This window comes from Serratia sp. CY84636 (assembly GCF_052166245.1).
GTDB classification, from domain to species: Bacteria; Pseudomonadota; Gammaproteobacteria; order Enterobacterales; family Enterobacteriaceae; genus Serratia; species Serratia nevei.
This window is the reverse complement of the sequence record NZ_JBJNOX010000001.1, coordinates 744,958-771,879: the sequence shown is the minus strand read 5'-3', so window position 1 is coordinate 771,879 and position 26,922 is coordinate 744,958. Positions and strand designations below refer to the sequence as shown.

The 26,922-nt window shown below is 51.1% G+C and carries 21 protein-coding genes; 8 read left to right on the top strand and 13 right to left on the bottom strand.

Going from position 1 to position 26,922, the window contains the following annotated elements; translation table 11 throughout:
- Window positions 1–23: 23 nt before the first annotated feature.
- The 8 genes from wcaJ to galU form a co-directional block, all read right to left on the bottom strand.
- Window positions 24–1,442, bottom strand: a complete 1,419-nt coding sequence (wcaJ, locus tag ACJ8QI_RS03885; RefSeq protein ID WP_442532095.1) for an undecaprenyl-phosphate glucose phosphotransferase — start codon at window positions 1,440–1,442, stop codon at window positions 24–26.
- A gap of 130 nt (window positions 1,443–1,572) precedes the next feature.
- A complete protein-coding gene (locus ACJ8QI_RS03880) occupies window positions 1,573–2,646 on the bottom strand; it encodes a glycosyltransferase (RefSeq protein ID WP_442532094.1) in 1,074 nt (357 codons plus the stop codon).
- A 35-nt stretch (window positions 2,647–2,681) separates the two neighbouring features.
- Window positions 2,682–3,980 (bottom strand): cellulase family glycosylhydrolase, encoded by a 1,299-nt coding sequence (locus tag ACJ8QI_RS03875; protein ID WP_102984980.1) that lies wholly within the window; start codon window positions 3,978–3,980, stop codon window positions 2,682–2,684.
- A 26-nt stretch (window positions 3,981–4,006) separates the two neighbouring features.
- The gene (locus tag ACJ8QI_RS03870) at window positions 4,007–5,059 is read right to left on the bottom strand and encodes a glycosyltransferase family 4 protein (RefSeq protein WP_102985051.1); all 1,053 of its coding nucleotides are present in this window, start codon (window positions 5,057–5,059) and stop codon (window positions 4,007–4,009) included.
- A 58-nt stretch (window positions 5,060–5,117) separates the two neighbouring features.
- The gene (locus tag ACJ8QI_RS03865; protein ID WP_227818424.1) at window positions 5,118–6,182 is read right to left on the bottom strand and encodes a glycosyltransferase; all 1,065 of its coding nucleotides are present in this window, start codon (window positions 6,180–6,182) and stop codon (window positions 5,118–5,120) included.
- Between the two features lie 44 nt (window positions 6,183–6,226).
- On the bottom strand, window positions 6,227–7,669 hold the full coding sequence (locus ACJ8QI_RS03860) for a lipopolysaccharide biosynthesis protein (RefSeq protein ID WP_149558772.1): 1,443 nt from the start codon (window positions 7,667–7,669) through the stop codon (window positions 6,227–6,229).
- A gap of 55 nt (window positions 7,670–7,724) precedes the next feature.
- Window positions 7,725–8,837: a glycosyltransferase gene (locus tag ACJ8QI_RS03855; protein WP_102984982.1), complete on the bottom strand. Its 1,113-nt coding sequence runs from the start codon at window positions 8,835–8,837 to the stop codon at window positions 7,725–7,727.
- 77 nt (window positions 8,838–8,914) lie between these two features.
- The gene (gene galU, locus ACJ8QI_RS03850; protein WP_130018798.1) at window positions 8,915–9,817 is read right to left on the bottom strand and encodes a UTP--glucose-1-phosphate uridylyltransferase GalU; all 903 of its coding nucleotides are present in this window, start codon (window positions 9,815–9,817) and stop codon (window positions 8,915–8,917) included.
- A 634-nt stretch (window positions 9,818–10,451) separates the two neighbouring features.
- Between galU and ACJ8QI_RS03845 the strand changes: the two genes are divergently transcribed.
- Entirely contained in the window at window positions 10,452–12,035 is a 1,584-nt protein-coding gene (locus tag ACJ8QI_RS03845; RefSeq protein ID WP_060440356.1) for a TerC family protein, read from the top strand.
- A gap of 31 nt (window positions 12,036–12,066) precedes the next feature.
- On the opposite strand, the gene dcuC is transcribed toward ACJ8QI_RS03845, so the two are convergent.
- The 4 genes from dcuC to udk all read right to left on the bottom strand — a co-directional run bounded on the left by dcuC (window position 12,067) and on the right by udk (window position 16,820).
- A complete protein-coding gene (gene dcuC, locus ACJ8QI_RS03840; RefSeq protein WP_049199037.1) occupies window positions 12,067–13,419 on the bottom strand; it encodes an anaerobic C4-dicarboxylate transporter DcuC in 1,353 nt (450 codons plus the stop codon).
- A gap of 175 nt (window positions 13,420–13,594) precedes the next feature.
- Window positions 13,595–15,427: an outer membrane assembly protein AsmA gene (gene asmA, locus ACJ8QI_RS03835; protein WP_442532093.1), complete on the bottom strand. Its 1,833-nt coding sequence runs from the start codon at window positions 15,425–15,427 to the stop codon at window positions 13,595–13,597.
- 44 nt (window positions 15,428–15,471) lie between these two features.
- Window positions 15,472–16,053, bottom strand: coding sequence for a dCTP deaminase (gene dcd / locus ACJ8QI_RS03830; protein WP_019454407.1), 582 nt, complete (start codon window positions 16,051–16,053; stop codon window positions 15,472–15,474).
- A gap of 125 nt (window positions 16,054–16,178) precedes the next feature.
- Window positions 16,179–16,820 carry a uridine kinase gene (udk, locus tag ACJ8QI_RS03825; protein WP_141969946.1) on the bottom strand — a complete coding sequence of 214 codons (642 nt, stop codon included), beginning with the start codon at window positions 16,818–16,820 and terminating at the stop codon, window positions 16,179–16,181.
- Window positions 16,821–17,050: 230 nt separating this feature from the next.
- On the opposite strand from udk, the gene ACJ8QI_RS03820 reads away from it, so the two are divergent.
- Window positions 17,051–17,680 (top strand): phosphatase PAP2 family protein, encoded by a 630-nt coding sequence (locus ACJ8QI_RS03820; protein ID WP_060440359.1) that lies wholly within the window; start codon window positions 17,051–17,053, stop codon window positions 17,678–17,680.
- A 45-nt stretch (window positions 17,681–17,725) separates the two neighbouring features.
- On the opposite strand, the gene apbC is transcribed toward ACJ8QI_RS03820, so the two are convergent.
- Entirely contained in the window at window positions 17,726–18,838 is a 1,113-nt protein-coding gene (gene apbC / locus ACJ8QI_RS03815) for an iron-sulfur cluster carrier protein ApbC (protein ID WP_038880999.1), read from the bottom strand.
- Between the two features lie 159 nt (window positions 18,839–18,997).
- Between apbC and metG the strand changes: the two genes are divergently transcribed.
- The 6 genes from metG (at window position 18,998) to ACJ8QI_RS03785 (ending at window position 26,921) form a co-directional block, all read left to right on the top strand.
- Window positions 18,998–21,025, top strand: coding sequence for a methionine--tRNA ligase (metG, locus tag ACJ8QI_RS03810; RefSeq protein WP_033637732.1), 2,028 nt, complete (start codon window positions 18,998–19,000; stop codon window positions 21,023–21,025).
- A 222-nt stretch (window positions 21,026–21,247) separates the two neighbouring features.
- Window positions 21,248–22,315 (top strand): sugar ABC transporter substrate-binding protein, encoded by a 1,068-nt coding sequence (locus ACJ8QI_RS03805; RefSeq protein ID WP_084826553.1) that lies wholly within the window; start codon window positions 21,248–21,250, stop codon window positions 22,313–22,315.
- Window positions 22,316–22,446: 131 nt separating this feature from the next.
- Window positions 22,447–23,655 (top strand): MFS transporter, encoded by a 1,209-nt coding sequence (locus ACJ8QI_RS03800; protein ID WP_442532092.1) that lies wholly within the window; start codon window positions 22,447–22,449, stop codon window positions 23,653–23,655.
- Window positions 23,656–24,228: 573 nt separating this feature from the next.
- The gene (locus ACJ8QI_RS03795; RefSeq protein ID WP_102984987.1) at window positions 24,229–25,131 is read left to right on the top strand and encodes a UTP--glucose-1-phosphate uridylyltransferase; all 903 of its coding nucleotides are present in this window, start codon (window positions 24,229–24,231) and stop codon (window positions 25,129–25,131) included.
- A gap of 210 nt (window positions 25,132–25,341) precedes the next feature.
- On the top strand, window positions 25,342–26,478 hold the full coding sequence (locus tag ACJ8QI_RS03790) for a polysaccharide export protein (RefSeq protein ID WP_102984988.1): 1,137 nt from the start codon (window positions 25,342–25,344) through the stop codon (window positions 26,476–26,478).
- An 8-nt stretch (window positions 26,479–26,486) separates the two neighbouring features.
- Window positions 26,487–26,921: an arsenate reductase/protein-tyrosine-phosphatase family protein gene (locus ACJ8QI_RS03785; protein ID WP_102984989.1), complete on the top strand. Its 435-nt coding sequence runs from the start codon at window positions 26,487–26,489 to the stop codon at window positions 26,919–26,921.
- Window position 26,922 lies beyond the last annotated feature (1 nt).

Below are 26,922 nucleotides of genomic sequence, written 5' to 3'. Positions count from 1 at the left end.
GCCGCATTATGCGGCCATTTTTATTAATATGCAGATTTATTAACGAACCCTTTGAATATTGTCATAAAAATTATCTTTATATCTAACCACAGGGTCCAGTTATGGATGTACTCTAAATCAAACTCAACACGCTTTTCCATTTTTTCCAGCGTATCGGTTTCGCCACGCCAACCGTTTATCTGAGCCCAGCCGGTAATGCCCGGCTTCATTTTGTGCCGAAGCATGTAACCGCTGATCATCTTCCGATATTGCTCATTATGGACAACCGCATGGGGCCTTGGACCAACAATCGACATATCACCCTTCAATACGTTGATAAATTGCGGCAATTCATCAAGGGAGGTACGTCGTAAAAAACCGCCTAAGCTTGTAACGCGCGCATCGCCTTTCTTCGCCTGAACCACTTTATCATCGTTCTCCATCACCACCATAGAGCGAAACTTCCATACTGCAATGCCCTTCCCATCGATGCCGTACCTCTTTTGTTTAAAAATCACGGGACCAGGCGAACTTAATTTTACGAAAATAGAGATCAGGATCAATACGGGGGAAATAAATGCCAAAATAAGAATAGAAAGGATAATATCTTCTAAACGTTTAATGACTTTGTTAACGCCGCTCATTGGCGTATCGAAAAGCGAAACGACTGGAACGCCATTTATTTCTTCACTGCGGGAATGCAAAAGGTTAAAGGTGAAGATATCCGGGATAAGCATGACGGAACAAGTCGAGTCAGACAACTCAGCCACAACTTCCTTGATAAGTTTCTCCTGTGACATAGGCAAAGCGATATATACCCGATCAATTTTGCCCTCCTTTGCATCAGCAATCATTTTTTTCAGATCGCCACATTTATTGATGCTGGAGCCAACAGGCATGACATTATCATCGTAAATCCCCAACACGCGGAACCCCATCCAATGCGCATCTCGCAGTGTTTCTGCCAACCTGATACCAACAGGAACTGCGCCCATGATAGCCACATTTCGGGTATTGAAACCAAGATTTCGAAGATAACCAATTGCCAAGCGAATAATTAATCGTGAGATTATAAACCCTATGCTAACAATAACAAACCAGCGAACATATAGAGTCACATCATTATCAGAAATGTTAATTACCGATAACACCCCCAAGGTGAAGAGAACGCTTAACGTCCAGTTTTGCAAGATAACACGCAATTCTACACCAATGCGGACACCTCGCCATGAACGATAAAAGTCCGTTATTCCACCAATCATCTGGAACATGACGATAGAAGTCAAAACAATAATTAAATCTTGTGACTGAAACGTTTCATGAAAGAAAATCCGCGCAATATAAAGACCAGAAAATATAATAAATATATCTGAAAATCTTTGTATCATTGAAGTGACAGAGGCGTTGGATTGCAATGTCCCCCGACGAAAACTCATCATATTCTTTTGCCTTTCTGCGATCATAAGCCAGCTACCTCTGATAATAGTTAAGCTTATTCATCAAGCCATTAATATTAAAAAAAAGCATAATAGTTTCTGTGCGCATAGACAGTATTAATAGGTGTATCTATCCTCGCCAGCAACATCAGAATCGCTACATCAACTCATTATATAGCCGATTTATTTCTTTCAGCATTATTTTTGAAGTGAATTTATCGCTATAATAATCAATACAACTTTGATGCATTGATTTCCAATCGTTTTTAGTTTTGGAGTTTAGAATCGAGATTATCTCATCAACATTTTCAGTTTCAAACAAAAATCCAGTTCTCCCTTCGTCGACGACCTCGGGTAAAGAACTGCAACGAGAAGCGACTACAGGCAGTCCGAAACTTTGAGCCTCCACCGCAACTAACCCAAAAGACTCCCAACGACTCGGCATTAACAGCAATGTTGAGTTGTTAAAGTGTGGAACAATTAAACGATAATCAAGCCAGCCCAGATAGGAGATATTCTCATGCGGTGGTGGAGATTCATCAGCATGAACAACATCACCAATAGCGGTGATATGCATGCCTGCAGGAAGACGATTGGCAACCTGAAGCAAAACATCAAATCCTTTTTGATAGTCAAACCGCCCAACATAAAGGATTTTTATCTCGTCCTCACACAATGCCTCATGCGTCTCGCTATCACTCGCTTTGGGGGCCGGTATACCGTTATAGACAACCTTGCACTTGCTTTCTTTGATTCCCCACTTTATAGCTTCATTCATCTCATAGCGGCTTGTGCAAACCACTCGGTCAGTAAAAGTAAGCAAGGTACGTTCAATCAATGAATATATCTTCTTCTTCTTTTCTGAGACATTCATAATAAAAGAGAATGCATGTGGGCAATAAACAACTTTAGGCCTATACCAAAAATAGACAAATGGCAAGACACTGCGACAAACAACCCCAGCAAATGAACTGTGTATATGAATGATCTCTGGACGGTGTTGTTTTATGAATCGAATGTAGTTAACGAGCAAGGATAAAAGAGATTTAACATCTCTTCCAGACCGTTTGAAGAAAAGCGCATTCTCATTATCAAACTCGTGCAACTCTTTACGATGAGCGTCAGGAACCAGACAGTATAACTCTCTCTCTTCTGACCTGTCAGATAATAACTGACGCAAAACAGTGGCCACGCCACCCTTTATTGTTTCTGCAACATGCAGTACTTTCAAAATATCCCCTTCCCTATCAATTCATTTTAACATAATCAGTTAATCACTGCCGGTTTATTATTAGAGTAAATAATTGTTGGCGTTGATGACGCCTGTGGCGTAGAACTGTCTATACCTGGGTCGTTTAAAAAATTAACTTTATCACTGCTGTCTTTCGCACTAAAGCTTTGCATTAGCTTTTGAATGCCATTTTTGTTCGCAGCAGGTTTATCTTCTTTCCAATAAATTGTGGCAAATTTGTTTTCACCTTTGTCCTTTAAGGTGACAATATTTGTACCGTCAGTGGATTTCTTAACACTTTGAATAGAATAATTTTTTGTCAGTTGCGTAATTTTTTCTATCGCTGAGACCGACTCTTTAGGTGATTCAGTACGAGTAAAGAAGCCAAAGTTATGCTCTTTGTTATCCGTCGAAGTTCCGTCGTCGATGAGATCGTACCACCAAACGCCTTTTATATAACTCCTGGCTTGTGCCAAGAGAGTATATTTCATCACGTACTGAGCGACCTTATCAGCTCGTAGGCCGTCCTTGCCATTGTAAGTCGGGAAGCCTAACTCTGTAATATATAACGGTACATTTTTACCGGTTTTTTGCGCGACATGTTTTTCATATGCATCAATGAGTTGTAGATTGCCTTCTGCTGTCCTGATTTCACCCGAAGACCCTGAAGGAGTGTATGCATGCAATGAAATACCATCAATATAGTTTAATACGCCAGCATCAATGACCTTGTCAAACCAAGCGACATCTCTGGTAGAAAACGGACTGAACGATCCGGTAATGATAATTGCATCTGGATTGGCCTTTTTGACCGCTTTAGCAGTCGCAATAACCAATTTTGCATACACCTCAGGAGGCGGAGGGACGGCCCCTCTCACCTGAATGCCGGTTTTATACAGCCATTCATTCCAAATTTCGAAGTACTTCACTTTCCCACTAAACCGTTTAGCGGTCCAATAGGCATAGTTTGCAAAACCTTCAATGGCAGCATCGGTATTTGGGTATCCGTATGAATCGTAGTTTTTATTGCTGTAATCCAGAATTAAAACTGAAGATAAACCGTACTTTTCGCTATCATTAAATGCCGTATCGACTTTTTGGAGGTAACTGTTATTGCTGTACGTCCCTTTTTGTAATTCAACAAGCTGCCAAGGGTAATCCTCACGAAAAGAGGTAAATCCAGCATTCTTTATCTTATCCAGGTAGTATCCCGGCTCATTAGGATAAGTTCTCACATGCATGCCGATACCCACTTCAAAGGCACTAACTTGGGCTGACAGCAAGGATGAAATCACAAATAAAGAAGGTAGGACACTACGCCAAACGATGTTCATAGTACAGTTCCTATTCTGCGATGCGGCTAAGGAATTAACCCATTGATAATTTCGTTAACTTTGGTAGCAGAGGAATGCCAAGAAAAACGTTTAACATTAAGATATCCCTTCTCCTTTAATTCGTTTCTCAAGCACTCATCATCGATCAACGCTTTCATATGCAACGCAATATCATCAATGTTATAGGGGTCGAAGTACAAAGCACTGTCCTGCAACACTTCCGGCATCGAAGCCTTATTTGAGGAAATAACTGGGCAGCCACAGGCTTGCGCCTCTAATGGCGGAATACCAAAGCCTTCATAGAACGAGGGAAACACAAAGCCCAATGCTCCCTGATACAGTTTGATCAACGTGGCATCGTCAACACGCCCCATAAATTCTATATTGTCAACTTGTTCATCAGTTAAATTCATTTCAGAAAAACTGCCGTTTGCAGCACCAATTATCTTTAATGAGAAATTCCCATGTCCAGCCAATTGAGAAAAGGCAGCAATAGCACCATGGAAATTTTTATGATAGTTCTTTGATGAAACCAAGAGCAAGTAGCGTTCTTTTGATGAGCCAGGATTTATCGAAGGCGTGAACGATGAGTTAACCGCATTGCTGACAACAATAATATTGTCTGCATTGTAGTTGAATGTTTCACTAATTTCTTTCTTTGAGAATTCACTGACGGTGATCAGCTTTTTGCTCGATTTAAGCATCAGAGGGACGAGAGTATTATAAAAAAGTCTAAAGCTCTTACTATAACTCTGCGGGTAACGCTTATAAATCACATCGTGATGGGTAACTACCTTATTAGTATAAAATATAGGTGCAGTGCTGCACAAATTTATCAGCAACGGCGATCCTTTTTTCTTTAAGTATCGAGGCAAGTCCACTTGTTCCCAAGCATGTCCCGATCTATGACCAATGATCTCAACACCCAATTTTTCCGCAATCTCATTTCGCAAAACGCCTGGAGGAGAAACGAATACCACATCATCTCTGATTGAACGCAAATTTAGGGATATCTCTTCTGCAAAGCGTTGTACACCTGTCATTTCCTGAGTCAAGAACCGGGCGTTTACGTATATCATCATTCACCTTTATAAATTCACTTTATCAATAGAACGCCTTAGAACGCCTACGAAAACATCAACTCAGAATTTGATTGTATTTCTCAAAGATGCTGTCAATTTTTGCAGTATCGAAATCAACATTCTTAATCTCAACAACTTTTTCCAAAGACGGTACGAATTCATTTTCTATATCACATATCATGCCATTGCGAACGTTAATTATTTCAGCGATGCCCCCAGGATAGTTATTGGCCAACACCGGTGTGCCGCACAGCAAAGACTCAATAACAACATTGGGATATCCTTCCCAACGAGAACTGGAAACGAACACGTCGGCCTGTCTCATATAGGGATAAGGATTATCAACACCGGAAACGAAGGTCACTTTCGACTCTAGATTAAGCTGTCGTCTTAAGGCAATCAGTTTATCCTTGTCTTCGCCATCACCGATTATTGTGAGATGGAAACGGTCATCATCGAGCTTAGACATCGCTTCAAGCAGAAGATCGAACCCTTTTTGGTAAGTTAATCGGCCAATGCTAAGAAGGTTCGTTTTGCTTTTATCGTAAAGGTTACTCAGGCTTTCATCTACAGAAAGCTTCACGATGGATCTATAATCCAGTGGGTTATTTATTTTGACGATTTTTTGCTTATCGATACCCAAGTTATTGACCAGGTCGTTAAACATATCATCACTCTGCGCAATGATTGCATCGTAGTTACTGTATGTTGTCTTATAGAGAATGTTCGCAATTCGGCTTTTTTCGAATAGACTAGGAAGGTTAGACTCCCTAGCGATTTTTTTCACCTTACGCCCAAACAGGAATAAAAACGGTGACAGTACTGCATTCGATGTTCCGGAACTGATTAAGATAGTGTCAATCGCATTGGATTTAGTAAACTTACTAATCCCACTTATTATTTTAGGAAATGAAGAGCGCGCCCGGCCCTGAATATTTAAATAATGCACCGTAACGTCGGAACACAAATCCTTCACCAACGTATTTATTTCCGGATCGTTTTTATAAAGCAGAAGAAATGGCTTGAACCTTGCTCTATCGATATTATTTAGCAACGTAAAAATGACGCGATCCGCGCCGGTTCGTCCCAACACTGGCATAACAAAAAGAATATTCTTCACTGAAAACCCCAAGTGATATAAAAACAAATAAATCTTAGCATTAGTCAACTTTTCAGTAACTTGCTTCTAAGTATCCTGATGATTTCCAAACATGAGTCAGACTTGGTTATTAGGCTCGCAAGGACATAAACCACAATGCCAACTACGATTTTGACCATGAGTTCGTAGATGCCACCGTCAATGTGTATAAAATACAGCACGGCCGACATTGCTGCCGTCGCGATAAAAATAGGCGTCATATCTTTCAGCTGCTTCCAGGCCCCATAACCAAATAGCTTACCGGGATAATATGCATGGATGAAGAAAGAGATGACAGCAACGGCGAAATACCCGATGACAACAGCGCGTAGCCCATAAGGAGCGGTCATGAATAGCACACCAAAAGTCAATGGCAGTTTCATGAGATCGACTTTGAGATAGATATCAGAACGCCCAGTCGCATTGAGTATGCTGCAGTTCAGTGCGCTGATTGGCGTAACCATTCTTGCCAAACATAACCACTGAATGACAACAACGGCTGGCAACCATTTTTCAGTCAAGAATACGCGAACAAATGGCTCAGCGATAAAGCTAAATCCAACCATCGTGGGAATAATTATAAATGCGGTCATGTTTAGACTTTTTTTATAAATTCTGACTAAACGCTCCCGATCATCTTGAGTCGATGTCATTACAGGAAACATGACCGCTTGTAGTACACTGTACAGATTAGATGAGAGAAGATCGGGCACTGTCCTCCCCTGTGTGTAATATCCGACATCACGACTATTAAAGTACCGCCCAATCAAAATTGAATAGGAGTTGTCAACGATCGTGACGATGGAACTGGCAAGCAACAACTTTGAGCCAAATCCAAAAAGTTTTCTCAAACTATCCATAGAAAATTGAAGAGTTGGATACCATTTCACCGCAAAATACATCAAGAACAATGTAATTAACGAGTTGGATAACGTTTGGTAAACCAACGCCATTACGCCATAACCGTTGTAGGCAAGATAAAGCGAAAGCGCACCGCTTATTATAACAGAAATGATATTTATCTTTGTTCTTAACTTAAAGTTCAATTCTATTGATAATTTTGTTAAGTGTATAAGATAAAAAGACTTTATGATGATATTTAAGGACAATATTCTTACTACATCAATCAGCTTATCATTATTAAAGAAATGCGCGATACTTGGTGAGCAGACGTAAAGCAAGGCATAAAGAAGTAAGCTGATAAGTATATTAAAGTAAAAAACCGTGGAAAAATCGATGTTTTTCCTGTCCTTTTTTTGTATTAGTGCCTGCGAAAACCCACCATCTGTGATTATATCAGATAACACAATGAAAATAAGAATCATGCCGATGAGACCGAAGTCTTCTGGCGAAATGATTCGTGCCAGTATTATCCCGATGACAAACTTGGCACCTTGGACAAGAAATTTCTCCGCGACGTTCCAGATAATACCCAGTATCGCTTTCTTTTTTAATGAGTCACTAGACATCACGTCTCGCATTTATATATTTAAAAAGTTTATACACTATGACGATATTTACCGTTTAAATTTGCCTTATATACCGTTCCGCTATCTTTCCGATTTCAAAATCGGCCGCTCTGGACTTCAACTCTTGCTCTGAATACACATTTTCACTCAGAACATAGTCCAATTCTTTAGCCAGCATGGTAACATCACCTGGTGTTACCAGACGACCAAACTTGCCATTTTCAAGGATCTCTTTTGGGCCGCCAGGGCAATTAGTACTGACGACCGGCGTACCGCAACTCAAGGCTTCAACCAACACATTACCAAATCCCTCCCACTCCGAGCACAAAGCAAATACGCTGGCTTTTTGATAAAACGGGTAAGGATTTTTTTCGAAGCTAAGAATTTGTACGAAAGGCGATATTTGTAAAGAATCAGCCAGCGACATCAATTTATCTTTAGCTGCGTCTTCACCAGCGCCTAGTATCACCAAGCGTGTATTACTCTGCTCCTTTTGCAGCAAAGAAAATGCCTTGATCAGCATTGGGAAGTTTTTCAACTCATGCAGTCGGCCCACGCTTAATACGACCTTCAAATTCGTATCATTGAACCATTCGTGATCGATTGACTCACTCGCCAGTGCCGCCACATTATCCGGTAATACCGGGTTACCAATGACAACGCTTTTTTTGCTGTTCTTACTGATTATCTTATTATTAACCAGATCACTTTCCGTATCATACGAGTTGGAAATAACTTTATCCGCTCGTAGATAAGCCACTCTCATTAGCCATTTGAAGATATTCCTTTTTAGCGTTGGCATTTTTTGAATGCCATGCATGGTGCTTGCCTCTAAAAATATTATCTTCTTCTTTCTCAACAGCAGATGAGCCAGCCCAGTCCAAATATTTGAGTCCCGCATAACTGAAATAACGACATCATAATCTATTGATTTAAATGTCGCATATATTTTTTTTAAGCCTCTGCTGGCCACCTTCACGCCGGCATCATAAACTTTAATATTGTCAGAGATCTGCGATCGATAAGGACCTTCTGCATTGAAGGCCAGAATCTTAACCTGGTTGTTTTTTGAGTAATACTCAGCCAAATTCAAGGCGATTCTTTCCGCCCCGCCACCAAAGAAGGTCGGCACGACGATACAAATTTTCTTTCCTTGCAATGCTTGCATATTCGATGACTCTTTTGACAATTATCTTCTGCTTTCAGGATATGCTTTTTACTTTATGCTTTTATTACCGGTAGCTCTTACTCGCTGTGTTTGATCATTTTATTCAATAATTCTTTAAATGCTTTCCCTTCAGAAGGGTGACGGACAGCATATTGAACGAAAGCTTTCATATAACCTAACTTATCACCGCAGTCATGCGACTTTCCGCTCATATGGAAAGCTTCAACGTTTTCTTTTTCCATTAGCATTGCGATCGCATCCGTGAGCTGAATTTCGCCGCCTGCACCTGCCGGTGTTTTCCGCAACAGATCCCAAATGGAAGATGACAGCACGTAGCGCCCTACAACGGCTAAATTAGACGGTGCATCTTCACGCGCCGGTTTTTCTACTATCGCATTCATTCGCGCGCTTTCACCGGCCTCGATGACGACGCCGCCACAATCAACCACCCCATACTTTGAAACATCTTGTTCTGGTACAGGTTCGACCATAATTTGACTACATCCCGTTTCAGCAAAACGGCGTTGCATCGATGCCAAATTGTCAGCGGTGAGATCTGCAGATTCTTCGTCGAGCAAAACATCAGGCAAGATCACAACAAAGGGTTCATCGCCCACCATCGGCTCTGCACAAAGGACAGCATGACCCAGTCCTTTTGCCTGGCCCTGCCGCACTTGCATAATAGTGACATCAGGTGGGCAAATGCTCTTTACTTCGGCGAGTAGTTGACGCTTCACACGCGCTTCCAGCATGGCTTCCAGTTCAAAAGAGGTATCGAAATGGTTCTCTATCGCATTCTTTGAAGAGTGAGTGACCAAAATGATATCTTTGATACCTGCCAATACGCATTCATTAACAATGTATTGGATCAATGGTTTATCGACAACAGGCAACATTTCTTTTGGAATGGCCTTAGTCGCAGGGAGCATTCGAGTTCCCAAACCAGCTACCGGAATTACGGCTTTCATTCGTTTATACATTTGTCCTTCCATATAACTCTGTACATGTCGATTCATACATGGGTTATTATTCAACCACCACACCGGGATTACCGCAGCGTATCCGCCAAAAAAAGGCACGCTACCGCCCTTGGCTCTCAGTTACCAACCCGCTGTGCCTGCACCAATGCTCATACTGATGAAAAAATCTCCTCGAGGAGATCATAATCATCTGTTTTTATTGAATATCAACCTTCATGAAGACACGCCTTATAATGAAAAAGTTAATGCGTCTCACCACATATTATCTAAGATTCTTATACTATTAGTTTAGCGACACAAGCCAAAGATGGCGCTCACCGACCTTTTCAGAATAAGACTACTCATCACCATGACCTGCCCGTAGTGTAGCCGTATTGCCAATAGGCAATACGCTGATTTTCAAAAAATTTATTCCCCAACTTTCTCCATCGTAGCCGACTTGCTGGGCCACTGGGGAAATTCCCGCCCTCACTGCCGGCTTTTGTGGTGTTTTTTAAGTCATGTTTGAGCTATCAGCATTGATAGTGAATTCGCCGTGAGATATTTACGGTTTTTTAAAGTTGAATTTTGCCGCCCCAGCGCCCATCATTCCCGTGCGGCATAAGCCGTAGAACTTACAGGTGAAATTGGGCGTATGGAATGGATCGCTGATCCAACAATTTGGGCCGGCCTGGCCACATTGGTCGTGCTGGAAATCGTTCTGGGTATAGACAACCTTGTCTTCATCGCCATTCTGGCGGACAAACTACCAAAACAACAAAGAGATAAGGCTCGTGTCGTCGGTCTGTTGCTGGCGCTGGTCATGCGCCTGGCGCTGCTCGCTTCCATCTCGTGGCTGGCGACGCTGACCAAACCGATGTTCATCGTCGCGGAGCACCCCTTCAGCGGCCGCGATCTGATCATGCTGGTCGGCGGGATATTCCTGCTGTTCAAGGCCACCATGGAGCTGAACGAACGGCTGGAGGGCAAGGATGAAGAACAGCACGGCGCACGCAAAGGCGCGCGTTTCTGGCCGGTGGTGGCGCAGATCGTGGTGCTGGACGCCGTTTTCTCGCTCGACTCGGTGATCACCGCGGTCGGCATGGTCGACCACCTGGCGGTGATGATGATCGCGGTGTGTATCGCCATCGGCCTGATGCTGCTGGCCAGCAAGCCGCTGACGCGCTTCGTCAACGCTCACCCGACTATCGTTATCCTGTGCCTGAGCTTCCTGCTGATGATCGGCTTCAGCCTGGTGGCGGAGGGCTTCGGCTATCATATTCCGAAAGGTTACCTCTACGCGGCGATCGGCTTCTCGGTGATGATCGAAGCATTGAACCAACTGGCACAGTTCAACCGCCGGCGCTTCCTGTCGAAGGTGCGGCCACTGCGCGAGCGCACCGCCGAGGCGGTACTGCGCATGCTGAGTGGTAAACACGAAGAAGCGGAGGTCGACAGCCACTCCGCCAACCTGCTGGCGGACAGCGACAGCGAAAACGGCGAGATCTTCAATCAGCAAGAGCGGCGCATGATCGAACGCGTGCTGGGCATGGCGCAGCGCACGGTCAGCAGCATCATGACTTCGCGTCACGACGTCGAATACCTCGAGCTGAACGATCCGCAGGAGAAACTGACGCAATTGCTGGAGCGTAATCAGCACACGCGCATCGTGGTGGTAGAAAGCAGCGCCAGCGACGAACCGCTGGGCGTTATCCATACTATCGACGTCCTCAAACAGCAGTTGGCGCAGGCGCCGTTGGATCTGCGCGCGCTGATACGCCAACCGCTGATCTTCCCGGAACAGCTCACGCTGTTAAGCGCCCTGGAACAGTTCCGCCAGGCGCAGACGCACTTTGCCTTTGTGGTCGACGAGTTCGGTTCCGTCGAAGGTATCGTCACCCTGACGGACGTGATGGAAACCATCGCCGGCAATCTGCCGGAGGCCGGCGAAGAGGTGGACGCACGCCATGACATTCAGCAAAACGAAGACGGCAGCTGGATTGCCAACGGCTATATGCCGCTGGAAGATCTGGTGCTGTACCTGCCGATGCCGCTGGAAGAAAAACGCGAATACCACACGCTGGCGGGGCTGCTGATGGAACACAGCCAGCGTGTGCCGCAAGAAGGCGAGCAAATCAAGATCGGTGACTATCTGTTCGAACCGCTGGAGGTTAACAGCCACCGCATTCTGAAAGTGAAGATCACCCCGCCTCCCCCACCGGAGGACTACGAGGTTTAGCATTGAGGCCGGGCATCGCCCGGCCTTTCTTTTACTGGGGAACCAACAGCTCGGTCGCCACGATCACCACCACCAACCCGACAATCACCGGCACCGAAGTGCGTTTCACCACCTCGAACGGCGAGATTTTCGCCATGCCGGAAACCGCCACCACCACGCCGGAGACCGGCGACAGCGTGCGGCCAAGGTTAGACGCCTGCAGCATCGGGATTACCAGATAGGCCGGATTCACGCCCATCTGCGCCGCCAGTTTCGGGATCAGTTCGACAAACGCATAAAACGGCGCATTGCCGGAACCGGTAGTCATGGCCGCCAGCATGGTGATCACCACCAGCACCAACATCATGATCAAACCACCGGTGCCGAACGACTGCGCCAGCCCGATCAAACCGCTGATAAAGCCAACGGTGCTCAGCCCCTGCGCGAACACACCCGCGGCCACCAGCAGCATCACCACGCTGGCGAAAGCGTCCGCCATGCCGCGATAGGCCACTTCCAGGCCGCTGAATACCTGTTTGGCGCTGAAGCTGCGCACAAACTCGATCACGGCCGCTAACAGTATGCACCCGACCAGTACGGTAATGATATGCAGCTCCGGCCCCCATTTTCCGTCGAAAATCAGCACGCCGAGGATCGGCGTAAACGGCAAAATCGCATAGAACCCCGGCGCGTGGGTGTTGATTTCGCTGACGTCCATGATGTGATGCTGTTCATTGTTCTTTTTGTCGAGATAGCGCTGCCAGAAAAAGTGCGCCACGGCCATGCAGACGATGGCGGCAATCGAGATCGGCAGCGTGGTTTTGAACGCGAAGTCCACCAGCGGCATCTCCGCCGCCTTGGCCGCCAGCACCACGTCGCCAGAGGTCGGCGCCAGGATAATCGCCGCCGGCGAAGCGCAAATGGCCGCCGCCGCCCCGCGGCTGATGCCAACGTTCACCATCAACGGGAACAGCGTCGCCATCAGCAATACGCCGAGGCCAGTGGCGGAAGAGACCGCCAATGACATCAGGCAAGCGACAAAATAGGCCGCCACCATCAGCAGATAAGGCGAGTTGATCATCTGCAACGGGCGCGAGGCCAGCTTGACGACCACGTCGTTGGCGCCGATATGCGTCATGTAAGCGGCGAAACCGCACAGCATCATGATCATCATGCCCAGATCGCCGCCGCGGCTCATCAACAGAATCTTGACGTATTCGATCATGTCGGTCGCGCGCCAGCCGGTAGACGCGGCGCCGGACGGCAACAGCGTTTTCCCCATCAGGGCGCTGATACCGAGCAGCAGTAACCCGCCCACCATCAAGACGCCGGTGGCGGAATACCCCTTGATGATGTAACGGCCCACGCCCGCCGCCACTACGGCGCCAATAAGAAGCTCTATCATGTTTCCTCAACTCGTCATGTTTTCGCGCTCAGGCGCATAGTCATAGCAGAACAGTCCCTTACTCTGCACAAACTGCGCATGAGTCTTCATGACCTTCATCAAGGTAACGGAGAGAAATTATCGCGGGAAACATCGAGATTGACGCGGGCCACAATGCGACCCGCGTCAGAGGAGATTACAGCTTGTCGAGCAGCTTCTTCAGATCCTGGCCTTCGCGCGAATCCTTGTTCTTTTCAGCCCATTTGTTCAACGCATCCTTGGCCCGATCCTGCAGCGTTTTGCGCAGCACTTGATCGACCTGCAGTTGATAATTCAGCTGTTGCCAAGGCCCATAGACCCGCAGCGGGATCGGCGTTTTTTGCAGTTGCTCAATCAGCTCGCCGCGCCCTTGCCAACCGCCGGTGACGCGCACGTTGAGCACCATGTCGCACTGTTTGCCCGGCATATCGATGCTGCCGGCGCCGGTCAGCGCCAGCAAAGGCGAATCCGCCGTCAGGCCGCTGAGTTTGACCGTGCCCTGACTCAGGCTGGCCTGCGCCGAGACGCTTTTGACTTCGGTATAGCGCTGATAGCTGTCTTGCCCACGTACGCTGTTATCATTACGCGCCACCGCCTGCTGAATCAGCTGCTGAATATTCAGGCCGTGCAGCTGCGCATCCTGCATCGCCAGCTGCGCCGTACCGCGCCAGCGGCGCTCAAATGCCTGTGAAGAGAGGCGATCGCCGGTCAGATCCCCTTTCATGCTGAACTTGCCGGTGAGCATCTGCGGCATATCGAATGCCTTGAGCACCGTGCCAAGCTCAACCTGATTCAGCACCGGTTGCACGCTTATCACCGGTTTATTGCCGCGCGCGTCGAGCATTCCCGGCAAGGAGAAATCTCCGCCGGCCAATTGCCCGGCAAGCTTGTGCAACGTCAGCAGGCCGCGTTGGTTGTCCGCCGTAACGGCCAACTGGGTAACGTTCATACCGCGATAGGTTACCTGTGCCGCCTGCAGGTTCAACTGTGCAGTGAAATCGCGCAGCGCCTCCAGGTTTTGCTGCCGATCGTCAACCTGGCTGGCGATCACCGGCGCGGAAGTCACGGCGGGCTGCTCGGCGGTCGTGGTGCTGGATTGCCAGCCGGAAAGCGCGTCGAGATCGAGGTTTGCCGAATTGAGGTTCACCACATAGCCGGGCACTGCCCCCAGCGTGGCGCTGATATCGCCGGTCAACTGACTGTTATTGGCGCTGACGTTCAGCTGGCTGACGGCAATCTGCGCCGGCGTCTGCTGATAGACCACCTGGGCATTACCCTCTCCCTGAATACCGCCGTTCAGAATATCCGCGCCCGCCAGTTGGTAATTGAACTGGGTCACTTTGGCGCCAATCTGGCGTGGGAACTGCTGCAGATCGACATCGGCCGCCATGCTGAAGGTCAGGTCACGCTGATCGCGGTTGACCCGGCTGGAAAGTTCCAGCTGCGCCTGGCGTTTCTCCGTTTGTTGCAGGGTGAGATTGATATCCCGGACATTGATTTGTTCGTTATCGGCACGCTGCCAAATCAGCAGGCTGTCCACCACCCGAAGGTTATCGATATCGAACTTCCAGGCCGCGTCTGCCGCGTCAGTACCGCTACCGGCGGGTGCGATTGGGGCGTCCACCTGCGAGTGCTCTTCGCTGTCGGGCGTGAGGCGGATAACCGCGTTTTTCAACATCACCTGCTTCACAAACAGCTGATGCGACAGCAGCGGCAACAGTTTGACATCGAGGCGCATGTTTTCCGCACTCACCACTGGCGCTTTGGCACCCGGTGCGGTTAGCGTCATGCGGCCGGCCAAAATGCTGAGCTGCGGCCAGATGTGCCACCGCAGGTCGCCTTCGAGCGTCAGTTGGTAGCCGCTCTTCTGCTCGACCTTTTTGACCATGTAGCCGCGAAAATCATTCGGATTGACCAGCAGTACCAGCGCGGACATCCCCGCCACCACGACCACCAGTAAAATCGCCAATGTCGTCAGTAATCTTCTCATGCCACCCTCTTGTCAGCGCCACACCGACGGTGCATCCCGCGCCGTTAGTCCTTGTCGATTCGACTGGCTACTGCGCCCTGCTGATCGCGATATTTTGCGTCCTGGCGGCTGTTGTATGGCCGGGCCGCCGGGCCGGACAACGGCTCAAAGCTCAGGGCGCCAATCAGCATCCCCGGCCGCAGCGCCAGCGGCAGCTTGCCGGAGTTGTAGAACTCCAGCACGATGCGCCCATGCCAGCCCGGATCGATACGGTGTGCGGTCACGTGCACCATCAGCCCCAGGCGCGCCAAAGAAGAACGGCCGTCGAGCCAACCGACCAGATCGTCCGGCAGCGTCACGGATTCGAACGTCACCGCCAGGGCCAGCTCGCCGGGATGGAGGAAGAACGCCTCGCCTTCCGGCAGGACAATCTCGTCGCTCATCACGCGATCCAGCGCGGCGCTGACTTCGTCTTTCGGCCCGCTAAGATCGATAAAAGGCGCGGTATGGCCACTGAACACGCGGAACTGATTGCCCAAACGGACATCTACTGTGGCCCCGTTGATGCGTTCGAGCGGCGGGCGCGGGGAAATCACCAGTTTCTCGCTATCCAGCCAGGCTTCTATATCGCGGTCGCACAGTCTCATGTCTTTCTTCTCCATCAAAACGCGTCACTAAACAAAAATTGCCACACAACGGGCGAAAGGTCTACGCCGGGGTGCAAATAGTTGGCCACCGGCCGGAAATGCACATTTCCGGCCATTAAGCGGCATTATTCAAAGAATTGGCTGATTTTGGCTTTCAGAATATCGATCGCGATGCGGTTCTTGCCGCCGCGCGGGACGATGATATCGGCGTATTGTTTGGAAGGTTCGATAAACTGCAGGAACATCGGGCGCACGGTCTTCTGGTATTGCGCCATCACCGAATCCATCGAGCGGCCGCGCTCGTTGACGTCGCGCTTCATGCGGCGCATCAGGCAGATATCCAGCGGCGTGTCGACGAAGATCGAGAAGTTCATCTCCTGGCGCAGGCGGATATCCGTCAGCAGCAAGATCCCTTCCAGAATAATCACTTTTTTAGGTTCGAGATGGATGGTTTCTTTCTTGCGCGTGTGTTCGGTGTAGCTGTACAGCGGCAGTTCGATCGCCTTGCCGGCCTTCAGCATCTGCAGATGCTGGAACAGCAGATTGTGATCCATGGCGCTCGGGTGGTCATAGTTGGTTTTGACCCGTTCTTCCATGGTCAGGTGAGTCTGGTCTTTATAGTAACTGTCTTCTGGAATAACGCCGATGTGCTCATCGCCGACCTGCTCGCGGAGTTCGCGGTACAACGTGCTGGCAATAAGGCTTTTTCCGGAGGCAGATGCGCCAGCTATACCAATAATGACGCACTGATGCGGATTGTCAGTCATAAAATTAAAGACCTGATTTCGTAATGTGAAGGGGGGAACTAAAACGCGACAATTATAGGGAGTCGTCGGGGTTTGCGCCACTGTATATTGCGCGACGGCGGGCGAATTCGGGCTATCGCGCCGTATCGGCAACGCGCATTTTAAGAATCTCACGGCTAGGGCAATGCCCGGCAACAGGTTAAACTCCAGCGCTGACTTCTGGACCCCGTAGTCTTTCATCGGAGATTGATGTGCTGGATTGGTATTTTTTGACTTTTTTCGGCGACAGCATGCTGCTGCTGCCCTGCGCGCTGATTCTGTTTTTGTTGCTGCTCACGTCTTCCGCCACCCGCGCGGCAGGCTGGCAGTGGGCGCTGATCTTCGGCTTCACCGGCGGGCTGGTCTGCCTGTCCAAACTGGCCTTTATGGGCTGGGGCATCGGCAGCGAGCGCTATGATTTCACCGGATTCAGCGGCCATTCGGCCCTCGCGGCCAGCATCTGGCCGCCGCTGCTCTGGGCGTTGACCGGCCGATTTTCCCATCCGGTGCGCAGCCTCGCGCTGTTGACCGGGTGGATATTGCCTTTCACCATCGGCGTGTCGCGGCTGGAAATTCGCGTTCACTCAGTATCCGAGGTGATCAGCGGGCTGATTTTAGGCTACCTGGCCAGCGCACTGTTCCTGTGGCTGCAGCAGAGCAAAACGCGCCCGCACCTCTCCTGGCCGCAATTCGTCATCGCGCTGGCCTTGCCGTTGGCACTGATGGGACAGCGTCAGCCGGCCCCCACCCAGGGGTTGCTGGAACATATCGCCAAAACGCTGGCGCAAATCGAACGTCCTTATACCCGCGCGGATTTGCACAACCCTGCCCGCATCCCATAAAAAAACCCGGCGTTTAAGCCGGGCTCGTGCATTGCCATAGGCAGATTACAGCGCGCGGAAAGCAATCTCCGTCGGGATCGCCTCGCCCTGCCAATACATCTGCGCGGCCACGCGGCCGGCGAGCTGGCGATACATCTCGGCGAATTCGCTGTCCGGGCGGCTGATCACCGTCGGCGTACCGCGATCCAGGTCTTCGCGCAGCGAGATATGCAGCGGCATCTGCCCCAGCAGACGGCTGTGGTATTTCTGCACCAGCTTCTCAGCGCCACCGGTGCCGAAGATCGGCTCATGGTGACCGCAGTTGCTGCAGATGTGCACGCTCATGTTCTCCACGATGCCCAGCACCGGCACATGCACTTTCTCGAACATCACGATACCCTTGGCGGCATCCAGCAAAGCGATATCCTGCGGGGTGGTAACCACCAGCGCGCCGGTCACCGGAATGTTCTGCGACAGCGTCAGCTGGATGTCGCCGGTGCCCGGCGGCATGTCCAGCACCAGGTAATCCAGATCCGGCCACAGCGTATCCTGCAGCAGCTGCATCAGCGCCTTGCTGGCCATCGGGCCGCGCCACACCATGGCGTTATCGTCGGTCACCAGGTAACCGATGGAGTTGGTCGCCAGGCCGTGCGCCACGATCGGCGCCATGTGCTGACCGTCCGGCGAGGTCGGCCGCTCATGTTCGGTACCCAGCATGTTGGGGATCGACGGGCCGTAAATGTCGGCGTCCAGAATACCGACCTTGGCCCCTTCGGCGGCCAGCGCCAGCGCCAGGTTGACGGCGGTGCTGGATTTCCCCACCCCGCCTTTGCCGGAGCTGACGGCGACGATGTTGCGCACGCCTTTGATGCCGGCCTGGCCGTTGGCGCGTTTCAGCGTCGTGATGTCGTGTTTCAGCTTCCAGTCGATAGCGGAAGCGCCGGTCACGCGCAACAGCTCGGGGCCGACGCTCGCCTGCAGCGCCTCAAAACCGCTCTGCCAGGCAAACGGCATCGTCAGTTCGATATGCAGTACATCGTCCAGCAACGCGCAGTGATGAATGGCCTTCAATGCGGTCAGGTTGTTTTTCAACGTCGGGTGTTCAAAGGCGGCCAGTACACCGGTCACCAGGGCGCGCAGAACTTCGGGGTTGGTCTGCTCAGGGGATTTTGCGTTCATCCCGGCTCCTTGATTTTGAATGAGTAGCTTCCGGCTAAGCATATCAGAACTGCGCTGCCGCTGGCGCATATAACCTGCAAGAAACCGCCCTAGCAGCGAAGGGCGCGATCGGTTAACATCGAAGGCCCTTTTATTCATTACAGAAAGCAAGTTCTCACTATGGCTCAAGTCGCGAAAAAATTATTGGTGACGTGCGCGCTACCGTACGCAAATGGTTCCATCCATCTCGGCCACATGCTCGAGCACATCCAGGCGGATATCTGGGTGCGTTACCAACGAATGCGCGGCCACGAAGTGCATTTCATCTGCGCGGACGACGCGCACGGCACGCCGATCATGCTGAAAGCGCAGCAACTGGGCGTGAAACCGGAAGAAATGATCGCGGAGATGAGCCAGGAGCACCAACAGGATTTCGCCGGCTTTGGCATCAGCTATGACAACTACCATTCAACCCATAGCGATGAAAACCGTGAGCTGTCCACCCTGATTTACAGCCGCCTGAAAGAAAACGGTTTTATCAAGAACCGCACCATTTCTCAGCTGTACGATCCGGAGAAAGGCATGTTCCTGCCGGACCGTTTCGTGAAAGGCACCTGCCCGAAATGCAAATCGCCGGATCAATACGGCGATAACTGCGAAGTGTGTGGCGCCACCTACAGCCCGACGGAACTGATCGATCCGAAGTCCGTGGTTTCCGGCGCGACGCCGGTGATGCGCGACTCCGAGCACTTCTTCTTCGACCTGCCGGCCTTCAGCGAAATGCTGCAGGCGTGGACGCGCTCCGGCGCGCTGCAAGAGCAAGTGGCGAACAAGATGCAGGAGTGGTTCGAATCCGGCCTGCAGCAGTGGGACATCTCCCGCGATGCGCCTTACTTCGGCTTCGAGATCCCGGATGCGCCGGGTAAATACTTCTACGTCTGGCTGGACGCGCCGATCGGCTACATGGGCTCCTTCAAGAACCTGTGCGACAAGCGCGGCGATCTGGACTTCGACGAGTTCTGGCGCAAAGACTCCACCACCGAGCTGTATCACTTTATCGGCAAGGACATCGTCTACTTCCACAGCCTGTTCTGGCCGGCGATGCTGGAAGGCAGCAACTTCCGCAAACCGACCAACCTGTTCGTGCACGGCTACGTGACGGTGAACGGCGCCAAAATGTCCAAGTCGCGCGGCACCTTCATCAAGGCCGGCACCTACCTGCAGCATCTGGACGCCGACTGCCTGCGCTATTACTACGCCGCCAAGCTCTCTTCACGCATTGATGATATCGATCTCAATCTGGAAGACTTCGTGCAGCGCGTAAACGCCGACATCGTCAACAAGGTGGTGAACCTGGCGTCACGTAACGCCGGCTTTATCAACAAACGCTTCGGCGGCAAGCTGGCCGACAGCCTGGCCGATCCGGCGCTGTACCAGACCTTCGTCGACGCGGCGCAGAGCATCGCCGAAGCTTACGCCGGCCGCGAGTTCAGCCGCGCGATCCGCGAAATCATGGCGCTGGCCGATCTGGCCAACCGCTACGTGGATGAGCAGGCACCTTGGGTGGTGGCGAAGGAAGAAGGCCGCGACGCCGATCTGCAGGCCATCTGCTCGATGGGCATCAACCTGTTCCGCGTGCTGATGACTTACCTGAAGCCGGTGCTGCCTTCGCTGACCGAACGCGCCGAAGCGTTCCTCAACGCCGAGCTGAGCTGGGACGCAATCCCACAGCCGCTGCTGGGCCACCAGGTGAACGCATTCAAAGCGCTGTTCAACCGCATCGATCTGGACAAGGTCAGCGAAATGGTCAACGCCTCGAAAGAAGACATGGCCGCCGCCAAGCCGGTGACCGGTCCATTGGCCGATGATCCTATTCAGGAAACCATCACCTTTGACGACTTCGCCAAGGTGGACATGCGTATCGCCCTGATCAAGAGCGCCGACTTTGTCGAAGGCTCCGACAAACTGCTGAAGCTGCAGTTGGATCTGGGCGGCGAATCGCGCCAGATCTTCTCCGGCATTCGCTCCGCTTACCCGGATCCGAAAGCGCTGGAAGGCCGCCTGACCATCATGGTCGCCAACCTGGCGCCGCGCAAAATGCGCTTCGGCGTTTCGGAAGGCATGGTGATGGCGGCGGGCCCCGGCGGGAAAGAGATCTTCCTGCTGAGCCCGGACAGCGGCGCACAGCCTGGTATGCAGGTCAAGTAACCGCACCGGCGCGTTACATCAAGGGTCGAGCTTGCTCGGCCCTTTTTTAATGCCTCAGACCCGACGTTATAAGTAGTAAGAAAAAGCCATAACCGCTCTGATTCCCCCGCCTGCCACATCTCGCTATGATGCTCCGCAACAACAAATAGACGTCCAGACAGAAAGACTGCTATAACAGACCTTCACTGGGACCGTTTACCCGCTTTTTTGGAGCCTATAATAATGAAAAATCTCAAGACTTCGCTGCTCGCCCTCAGCCTGCTGGCTGCCCTGCCGCTGCAGGCGGCGGAAAACGCCGCCGTGCCGGCCGCCATCGCTCAGCATCAGGGGCCGGTGCGCATCGCGGTGATCCGTAACCTCGGATCCGACGACAACACCACGCAATTTTTGGCGGGCGCCATTCAGGAAGGACGCAAGCTGGGCTTCAAGGTGGACACCTTCCTCAGCAACGGCGACGACGCGCGTTTCCAGGACTTCGTCAACCAGGCTATCAGCCAGAAATATGACGGCATCATCCTCTCGCAGGGACGAGCCCCCTATTCCACCGAGTTGGTCAAACGTATCGCGGTGGCCGGCATCGCCGTCGCGGCTTTCGATACCGACGTCAGCGGCAGCGTTCCCGGCGTCACCGTCTCGCAGCAGGACGACGCTTCGCTGGCCAACGCCTCCTTCGGCCAGCTGGTGAAGGATTTCAACGGCCAGGCCAACATCATCAAACTCTGGGTGGCCGGCTTCCCACCGATGGAACGCCGCCAGGCCGCCTATCAGCAGCTGCTGAAACAGCATCCGGGCATTCACGAGCTGGAATCGATCGGCGCGGTCTCCTCCGACGTACAGGGCGATACAGCCAATAAAGTGGGCGCGGTGCTGGCGAAATACCCGAAAGGCAAGATCGACGCCATCTGGGGCACCTGGGACGCCTTCACCCAGGGCGCTTACAAGGCATTGAAAGAGAACGGCCGCACCGAGATCAAGCTGTACAGCATCGATATCTCCAACCAGGACTTACAACTGATGCGCGAAGCCGGCAGCCCGTGGCAGGTCAGCGTGGCGGTGGATCCGAAACTTATCGGTGCAGTCAACCTGCGCCTGGTGGCCAACAAGATCGCCGGGGAAAGCACGCCGGACAGCTATCAGTTCAAAGCGACGGTCATTCCGCAAGCGCTGTTGCTGGCGCAGCCGGGGCCGGTCAACGTCGCCGGGCTGGCGAAGATCATCCCCGGCTGGGGCAGCAGCAGCGACTTCGTGCAGCCGTGGTTCGCCACGCTGCAGGCCGAACACGGTAAATAATGCTGTTTTTGACGAGGCTGCCGACGCAGCCTCTGTTTTTAAACTAATTTTAGGCTTTCCCCTTCCGTCCTCGCCAAAATACGCTATGTTATCTGCATTGCCCAATAACTGTATGCATACACAGGCTTCGAATGAAGGGATTCCCCTCGCTGATTAACATGCTGCTGGCCAGTTCGCTGGTGTTGACCATCGGCCGCGGCGTGACGCTGCCGTTCATTACCATCTATCTCACCGAGCATTTCCATCTGCTGCCGAAGAGCGTGGGCGTGATCCTGGGCGTCAGCCTGACCCTCGGCATCCTTGCCAGCCTGTACGGCGGCTATCTGGTGGACAAATTCAGCAAGAACCGCCTGATCCTGCTGTCGATTTTATTGTTTGCGCTGAGCTTCTTCGCCCTTCCCTGGATCCCGCGCCCCGGCGGCGTGATCGTGGTGCTGGCGATCCTGCATACCTGTTATTCTGTGCTGAGCATCACCATTAAGGCCTGCTTCGCCGACTGGCTGCCGGTCGAGCAGCGCATCAAGGCTTTTTCAATCAACTACACGCTGGTCAACGTCGGCTGGGCGATCGGTTCTGCGCTCGGCGTTCTGGTGGCCGGGCTTAGCCCGCTGCTGCCGTTTTACCTGTCGGGCGGGTTGGCGCTGGCGACGGTGGCGACGCTAAGCCTGCGCTTGCGCGGTCGGGAACAGCGCGCAACGCCAGCCGCCGCCCCCGCGGCGCTCCCCAACTTCCGCCAGACGGTGACTATCCTGCGCAGCGATCGGCGGCTGATCTACTTCACTCTCGGCAGTACCCTGGGCGCCGTCGTGTTCGGTCAGTTCACCGGCTATCTGTCGCAATACCTGATCACCGTCTCCAGCGCCGAGTTCGCCTACAAAATCATCGGGCTGGTGATGATCGTCAACGCCAGCATCGTCATCGCCCTGCAATACCTGCTCAGCCGCGGCATGCGTCAGGAAAACATGCTGCGCTGGCTGGCGCTGGGCACGCTGTTTTTCATCGTCGGGCTGCTCGGTTTTATGGTGGCCGGCCAGGCGGTCTGGCTGTGGCTGGCGGCGATGGCGGTGTTTACCCTCGGCGAAATCATCGTTATCCCGGTGGAATACATGTTCATCGACTTTATCGCGCCGCCGCACCTGAAAGGCAGCTACTATGGGGTACAAAATCTCAGCGCGCTGGGCGGCGCCATCAACCCGGTGCTGTGCGGGTTGCTGCTCAGCTATGCTGCGCCGCCGTTGATGTTCGTGATGCTGATCGTCGCCGCACTGCTCAGCCTGTATTTTTTCTTTTGCGGTTATCGAACATCGCCGGATGATTGCACGGGGTATGCAAAACGCTAGCCCCCTCTTCTACTACGTTGGACTGAAAAAGCTCAATGACGGGAAAAGAATGTGATAAGCCATGTTGGAACGATGGTAGTCTTAATCCTAAAAAGGCAGCGGCAAGCTGCTCATGCTTGTAACATGGCCCTATTCATATGAAAATCTGCCACGGCAAAATCGGAATATACCCTTCTATAGCAAAGCAAGTTAAAATCAAAGTGTTAATCGTTATTTTGCCCTAAAATGCCGCAATTAAGCCCATTGCTGGCAACACAATATGAAGCACACAGCGTTTTGGTAGCTGCAAACCAAGGGCGGTAGCGTGCTTAAGCCGTTTCTCTGCTCGTCAGCAGCCTCATTATGGATCGATTCAAACGGTGCCGGGGCTGCTCTGCGGAGGGGAACTGTAGTGATATCATCCATACTATGCCCGGTCTCACCTATATATTTAGTCAACGAGTAGCTTTCTGGTCAGCGCCTCTGCGCAATAGCCCAGAGATAACCTGCACTGTAAGCTTTTAAAAATCATGTTTGATAAACCGGCTCAAACATGGCGGGCTCGAACCGGATTCATTAAAGACAGGAGTGGAGATGAGCAAGTTGAAGGCGATTATCCCGGTGGCAGGGCTGGGAATGCGAATGTTACCGGCGACCAAAGCCATCCCTAAAGAAATGCTGCCCATTGTCGATAAACCTGTCATTCAGTTCATTGTTAATGAATGCGCCCAGGCAGGTATCGAAGAAATTATCCTCGTTACCCACTCATCAAAGAATGCGATAGAGAATCATTTTGATACGTCGTTCGAGCTGGAGGCGATGCTCGAATCACGAGTAAAACGCCAGCTATTGGATGAGGTTCAATCTATCTGCCCGAAAGGCGTCAAGTTGATGCATGTTCGCCAAGGTCAGCCCAAGGGGCTGGGACATGCGGTGCTCTGCGCTAAACCGATTGTCGGCAATTCGCCGTTTGTAGTGTTATTGCCAGATGTGATTATCGATGACGTTTTGGCCGATCCACGCCAGGATAACCTGGCAAAAATGATAACCAGATTTAATGACACTGGGGTCAGCCAGGTATTGATTAAGCAAGGCGATGCCGAAATGTTGCATAATTATTCTGCTGTAGAATGCGATAAGCAATGCCTGAAGCCCGGTGAAGGTGCCGCCATCTTGTCCCTGATCGAGAAACCGGAAAAAGAAGCTATCTCACAGGCCAATTATGCCGCTGTCGGTCGATACGTGCTCTCTTCCGACATCTGGCCTATTCTAGAGAAAACGGAACCTGGCGCCTGGGGGCGGATACAACTGACGGATGCAATTGCCAATCTGCTTGATAAGTATCCTGTCGAAGCCCTCTGTTTAAAAGGTGAGTCTTACAACTGCGGTGAGAAAATCGGCTATATGCAGGCCTTTTTAACTTATGCTATGCGTCACCCCAACCAGGGAGAAGAGTTCAGCCATTGGCTGAAACAATGGCCTTCTGCCGCTGGGTGATTAGTGTAAAATTCATACCAGAAGCGATCAGACGGCACCACAGTACGCAGTTGACGTCAAACCTGACGCTGTATAGAGAACTGAATGCTACTAAATAGAACAAATAATCCTTTTCTGTTTTACTTCGGCTGGGAACGCATTTCTCTGTAAAACCGGAAGTCCTACCAGATTATTTGTAATGATATTTACATTGAAAGTGATGATAACTAGATGGCTAACCGACAACTTAAATTAATTTCCATACTCGTTTCGCTTAGTGTGCTCAGCGGCTGTACCGTTATTCCGGGTACACATCTTTCCACCTCAGGAAAAAATGTTGTAAAACAAGATGATGCTGATTACAAAATCGATGACCTGGTCAATGTTTACCCACTGACGCCCAAGCTAATCGAGAAAATGCGGCCGATTCCCGTCGTCGCTCAACCTAACTCCTCTCTCGATAACGCTCTACGCAGTTACGAATATAAAATTGGTGTTGGCGATGTCCTCAACGTAACAGTTTGGGATCACCCAGAGCTGACAACGCCTGCAGGCCAGTACCGCAGTGCCAGCGATACCGGGAACTGGGTGCATTCAGACGGCACGATATTCTATCCTTATATCGGCAAGGTCAGGGTTGTCGGCAAAACCGTGACGCAAATCCGCACTGAAATAGCTAACCGCCTGGCGCAATATATCGAGAGCCCGCAAGTGGATGTCAGCATCGCTGCCTTCCGTTCGCAAAAAGCCTACGTGACCGGCGAAGTCGCTAAATCAGGCCAGCAGCCTATCACTAACGTGCCGCTAACGATTCTCGACGCGATCAATAACGCAGAAGGCCTGACCGAGAATGCCGACTGGCGTAACGTTATTCTCACCCACAATGGCAAAGAAGAACGTATCTCTCTGCAACAGCTCATGCAGAATGGCGATTTGATGCAAAACCGGCTGCTGTATCCGGGTGATATTCTCTACATCCCGCGTAACGACGATCTGAAAGTCTTCGTGATGGGTGAAGTGAAAAATCAATCGACCCTGAAGATGGATCGCAGCGGTATGACCCTGACCGAAGCCTTAGGCAACGGCAACGGCCTGGAGCAAAATATCGCTGACGCTACCGGCATCTTTGTTATCCGCCCTCTTCGCGGAACGCAAGGGAAAAAGCTGGCGGATATCTATCAGCTGAACTTGTCGGATGCAACCGCCTTTGTGATGGGCGCCGAGTTCCGTCTACAGCCTTATGACGTGGTCTATGTGACAGCAGCGCCTATCGCAAGATGGAACCGTCTGATTGGCCAGCTCTACCCAACCATAGAAAGCTTCAACAATCTGAGCGAAGGTTCGTTGCGTATTCGTAACTGGCCGTAGAGGTAGCTATGTTTGATTCGATTCTCGTCGTATGTGTGGGGAATATTTGCCGTTCGCCGACTGGCGAACGGATGTTAAAACGTCTTCTGCCCCATAAAAAAATCGCCTCTGCGGGTCTGGGGGCCATGGTCGGCCATCCAGCAGACCCTTCAGCTATGGCTGTTGCCGAACAAAACGGCCTATCGCTGGAGCACCATTCAGGTACCCAACTGACTAAAGAACTCTGCCGCGAATATTCCCTTATCTTGGTCATGGAGAGGAAACACATCGACGGCGTCTGCCGATTGGCGCCTGAAGTCAGGGGAAAAACCATGCTTTTTGCTCACTGGCTTGCGCAAAAGGACATCCCCGATCCCTATGGGAAAAGCGCCGAGGCGTTTGATTTCGTCTATCGCCAACTGGACGAATCGGCAAAGAAATGGGCAACTGTTTTAAATAAATAAC

Bases quoted from the DNA above. Each gene is read 5' to 3' on its own strand.
- ACJ8QI_RS03790 (WP_102984988.1), top strand. From the start codon at position 25,342: ATGGCTAACCGACAACTTAAATTAATTTCCATACTCGTTTCGCTTAGT.
- ACJ8QI_RS03855 (WP_102984982.1), bottom strand. From the start codon at position 8,837: ATGCAAGCATTGCAAGGAAAGAAAATTTGTATCGTCGTGCCGACCTTC.
- metG (WP_033637732.1), top strand. From the start codon at position 18,998: ATGGCTCAAGTCGCGAAAAAATTATTGGTGACGTGCGCGCTACCGTAC.
- ACJ8QI_RS03805 (WP_084826553.1), top strand. From the start codon at position 21,248: ATGAAAAATCTCAAGACTTCGCTGCTCGCCCTCAGCCTGCTGGCTGCC.
- apbC (WP_038880999.1), bottom strand. From the start codon at position 18,838: ATGAACGCAAAATCCCCTGAGCAGACCAACCCCGAAGTTCTGCGCGCC.
- ACJ8QI_RS03875 (WP_102984980.1), bottom strand. From the start codon at position 3,980: ATGAACATCGTTTGGCGTAGTGTCCTACCTTCTTTATTTGTGATTTCA.
- ACJ8QI_RS03870 (WP_102985051.1), bottom strand. From the start codon at position 5,059: ATGATATACGTAAACGCCCGGTTCTTGACTCAGGAAATGACAGGTGTA.
- galU (WP_130018798.1), bottom strand. From the start codon at position 9,817: ATGTATAAACGAATGAAAGCCGTAATTCCGGTAGCTGGTTTGGGAACT.
- ACJ8QI_RS03785 (WP_102984989.1), top strand. From the start codon at position 26,487: ATGTTTGATTCGATTCTCGTCGTATGTGTGGGGAATATTTGCCGTTCG.
- ACJ8QI_RS03860 (WP_149558772.1), bottom strand. From the start codon at position 7,669: ATGTCTAGTGACTCATTAAAAAAGAAAGCGATACTGGGTATTATCTGG.
- ACJ8QI_RS03845 (WP_060440356.1), top strand. From the start codon at position 10,452: ATGGAATGGATCGCTGATCCAACAATTTGGGCCGGCCTGGCCACATTG.
- wcaJ (WP_442532095.1), bottom strand. From the start codon at position 1,442: ATGATCGCAGAAAGGCAAAAGAATATGATGAGTTTTCGTCGGGGGACA.
- ACJ8QI_RS03795 (WP_102984987.1), top strand. From the start codon at position 24,229: ATGAGCAAGTTGAAGGCGATTATCCCGGTGGCAGGGCTGGGAATGCGA.
- dcd (WP_019454407.1), bottom strand. From the start codon at position 16,053: ATGAGACTGTGCGACCGCGATATAGAAGCCTGGCTGGATAGCGAGAAA.
- ACJ8QI_RS03800 (WP_442532092.1), top strand. From the start codon at position 22,447: ATGAAGGGATTCCCCTCGCTGATTAACATGCTGCTGGCCAGTTCGCTG.
- dcuC (WP_049199037.1), bottom strand. From the start codon at position 13,419: ATGATAGAGCTTCTTATTGGCGCCGTAGTGGCGGCGGGCGTGGGCCGT.
- asmA (WP_442532093.1), bottom strand. From the start codon at position 15,427: ATGAGAAGATTACTGACGACATTGGCGATTTTACTGGTGGTCGTGGTG.
- udk (WP_141969946.1), bottom strand. From the start codon at position 16,820: ATGACTGACAATCCGCATCAGTGCGTCATTATTGGTATAGCTGGCGCA.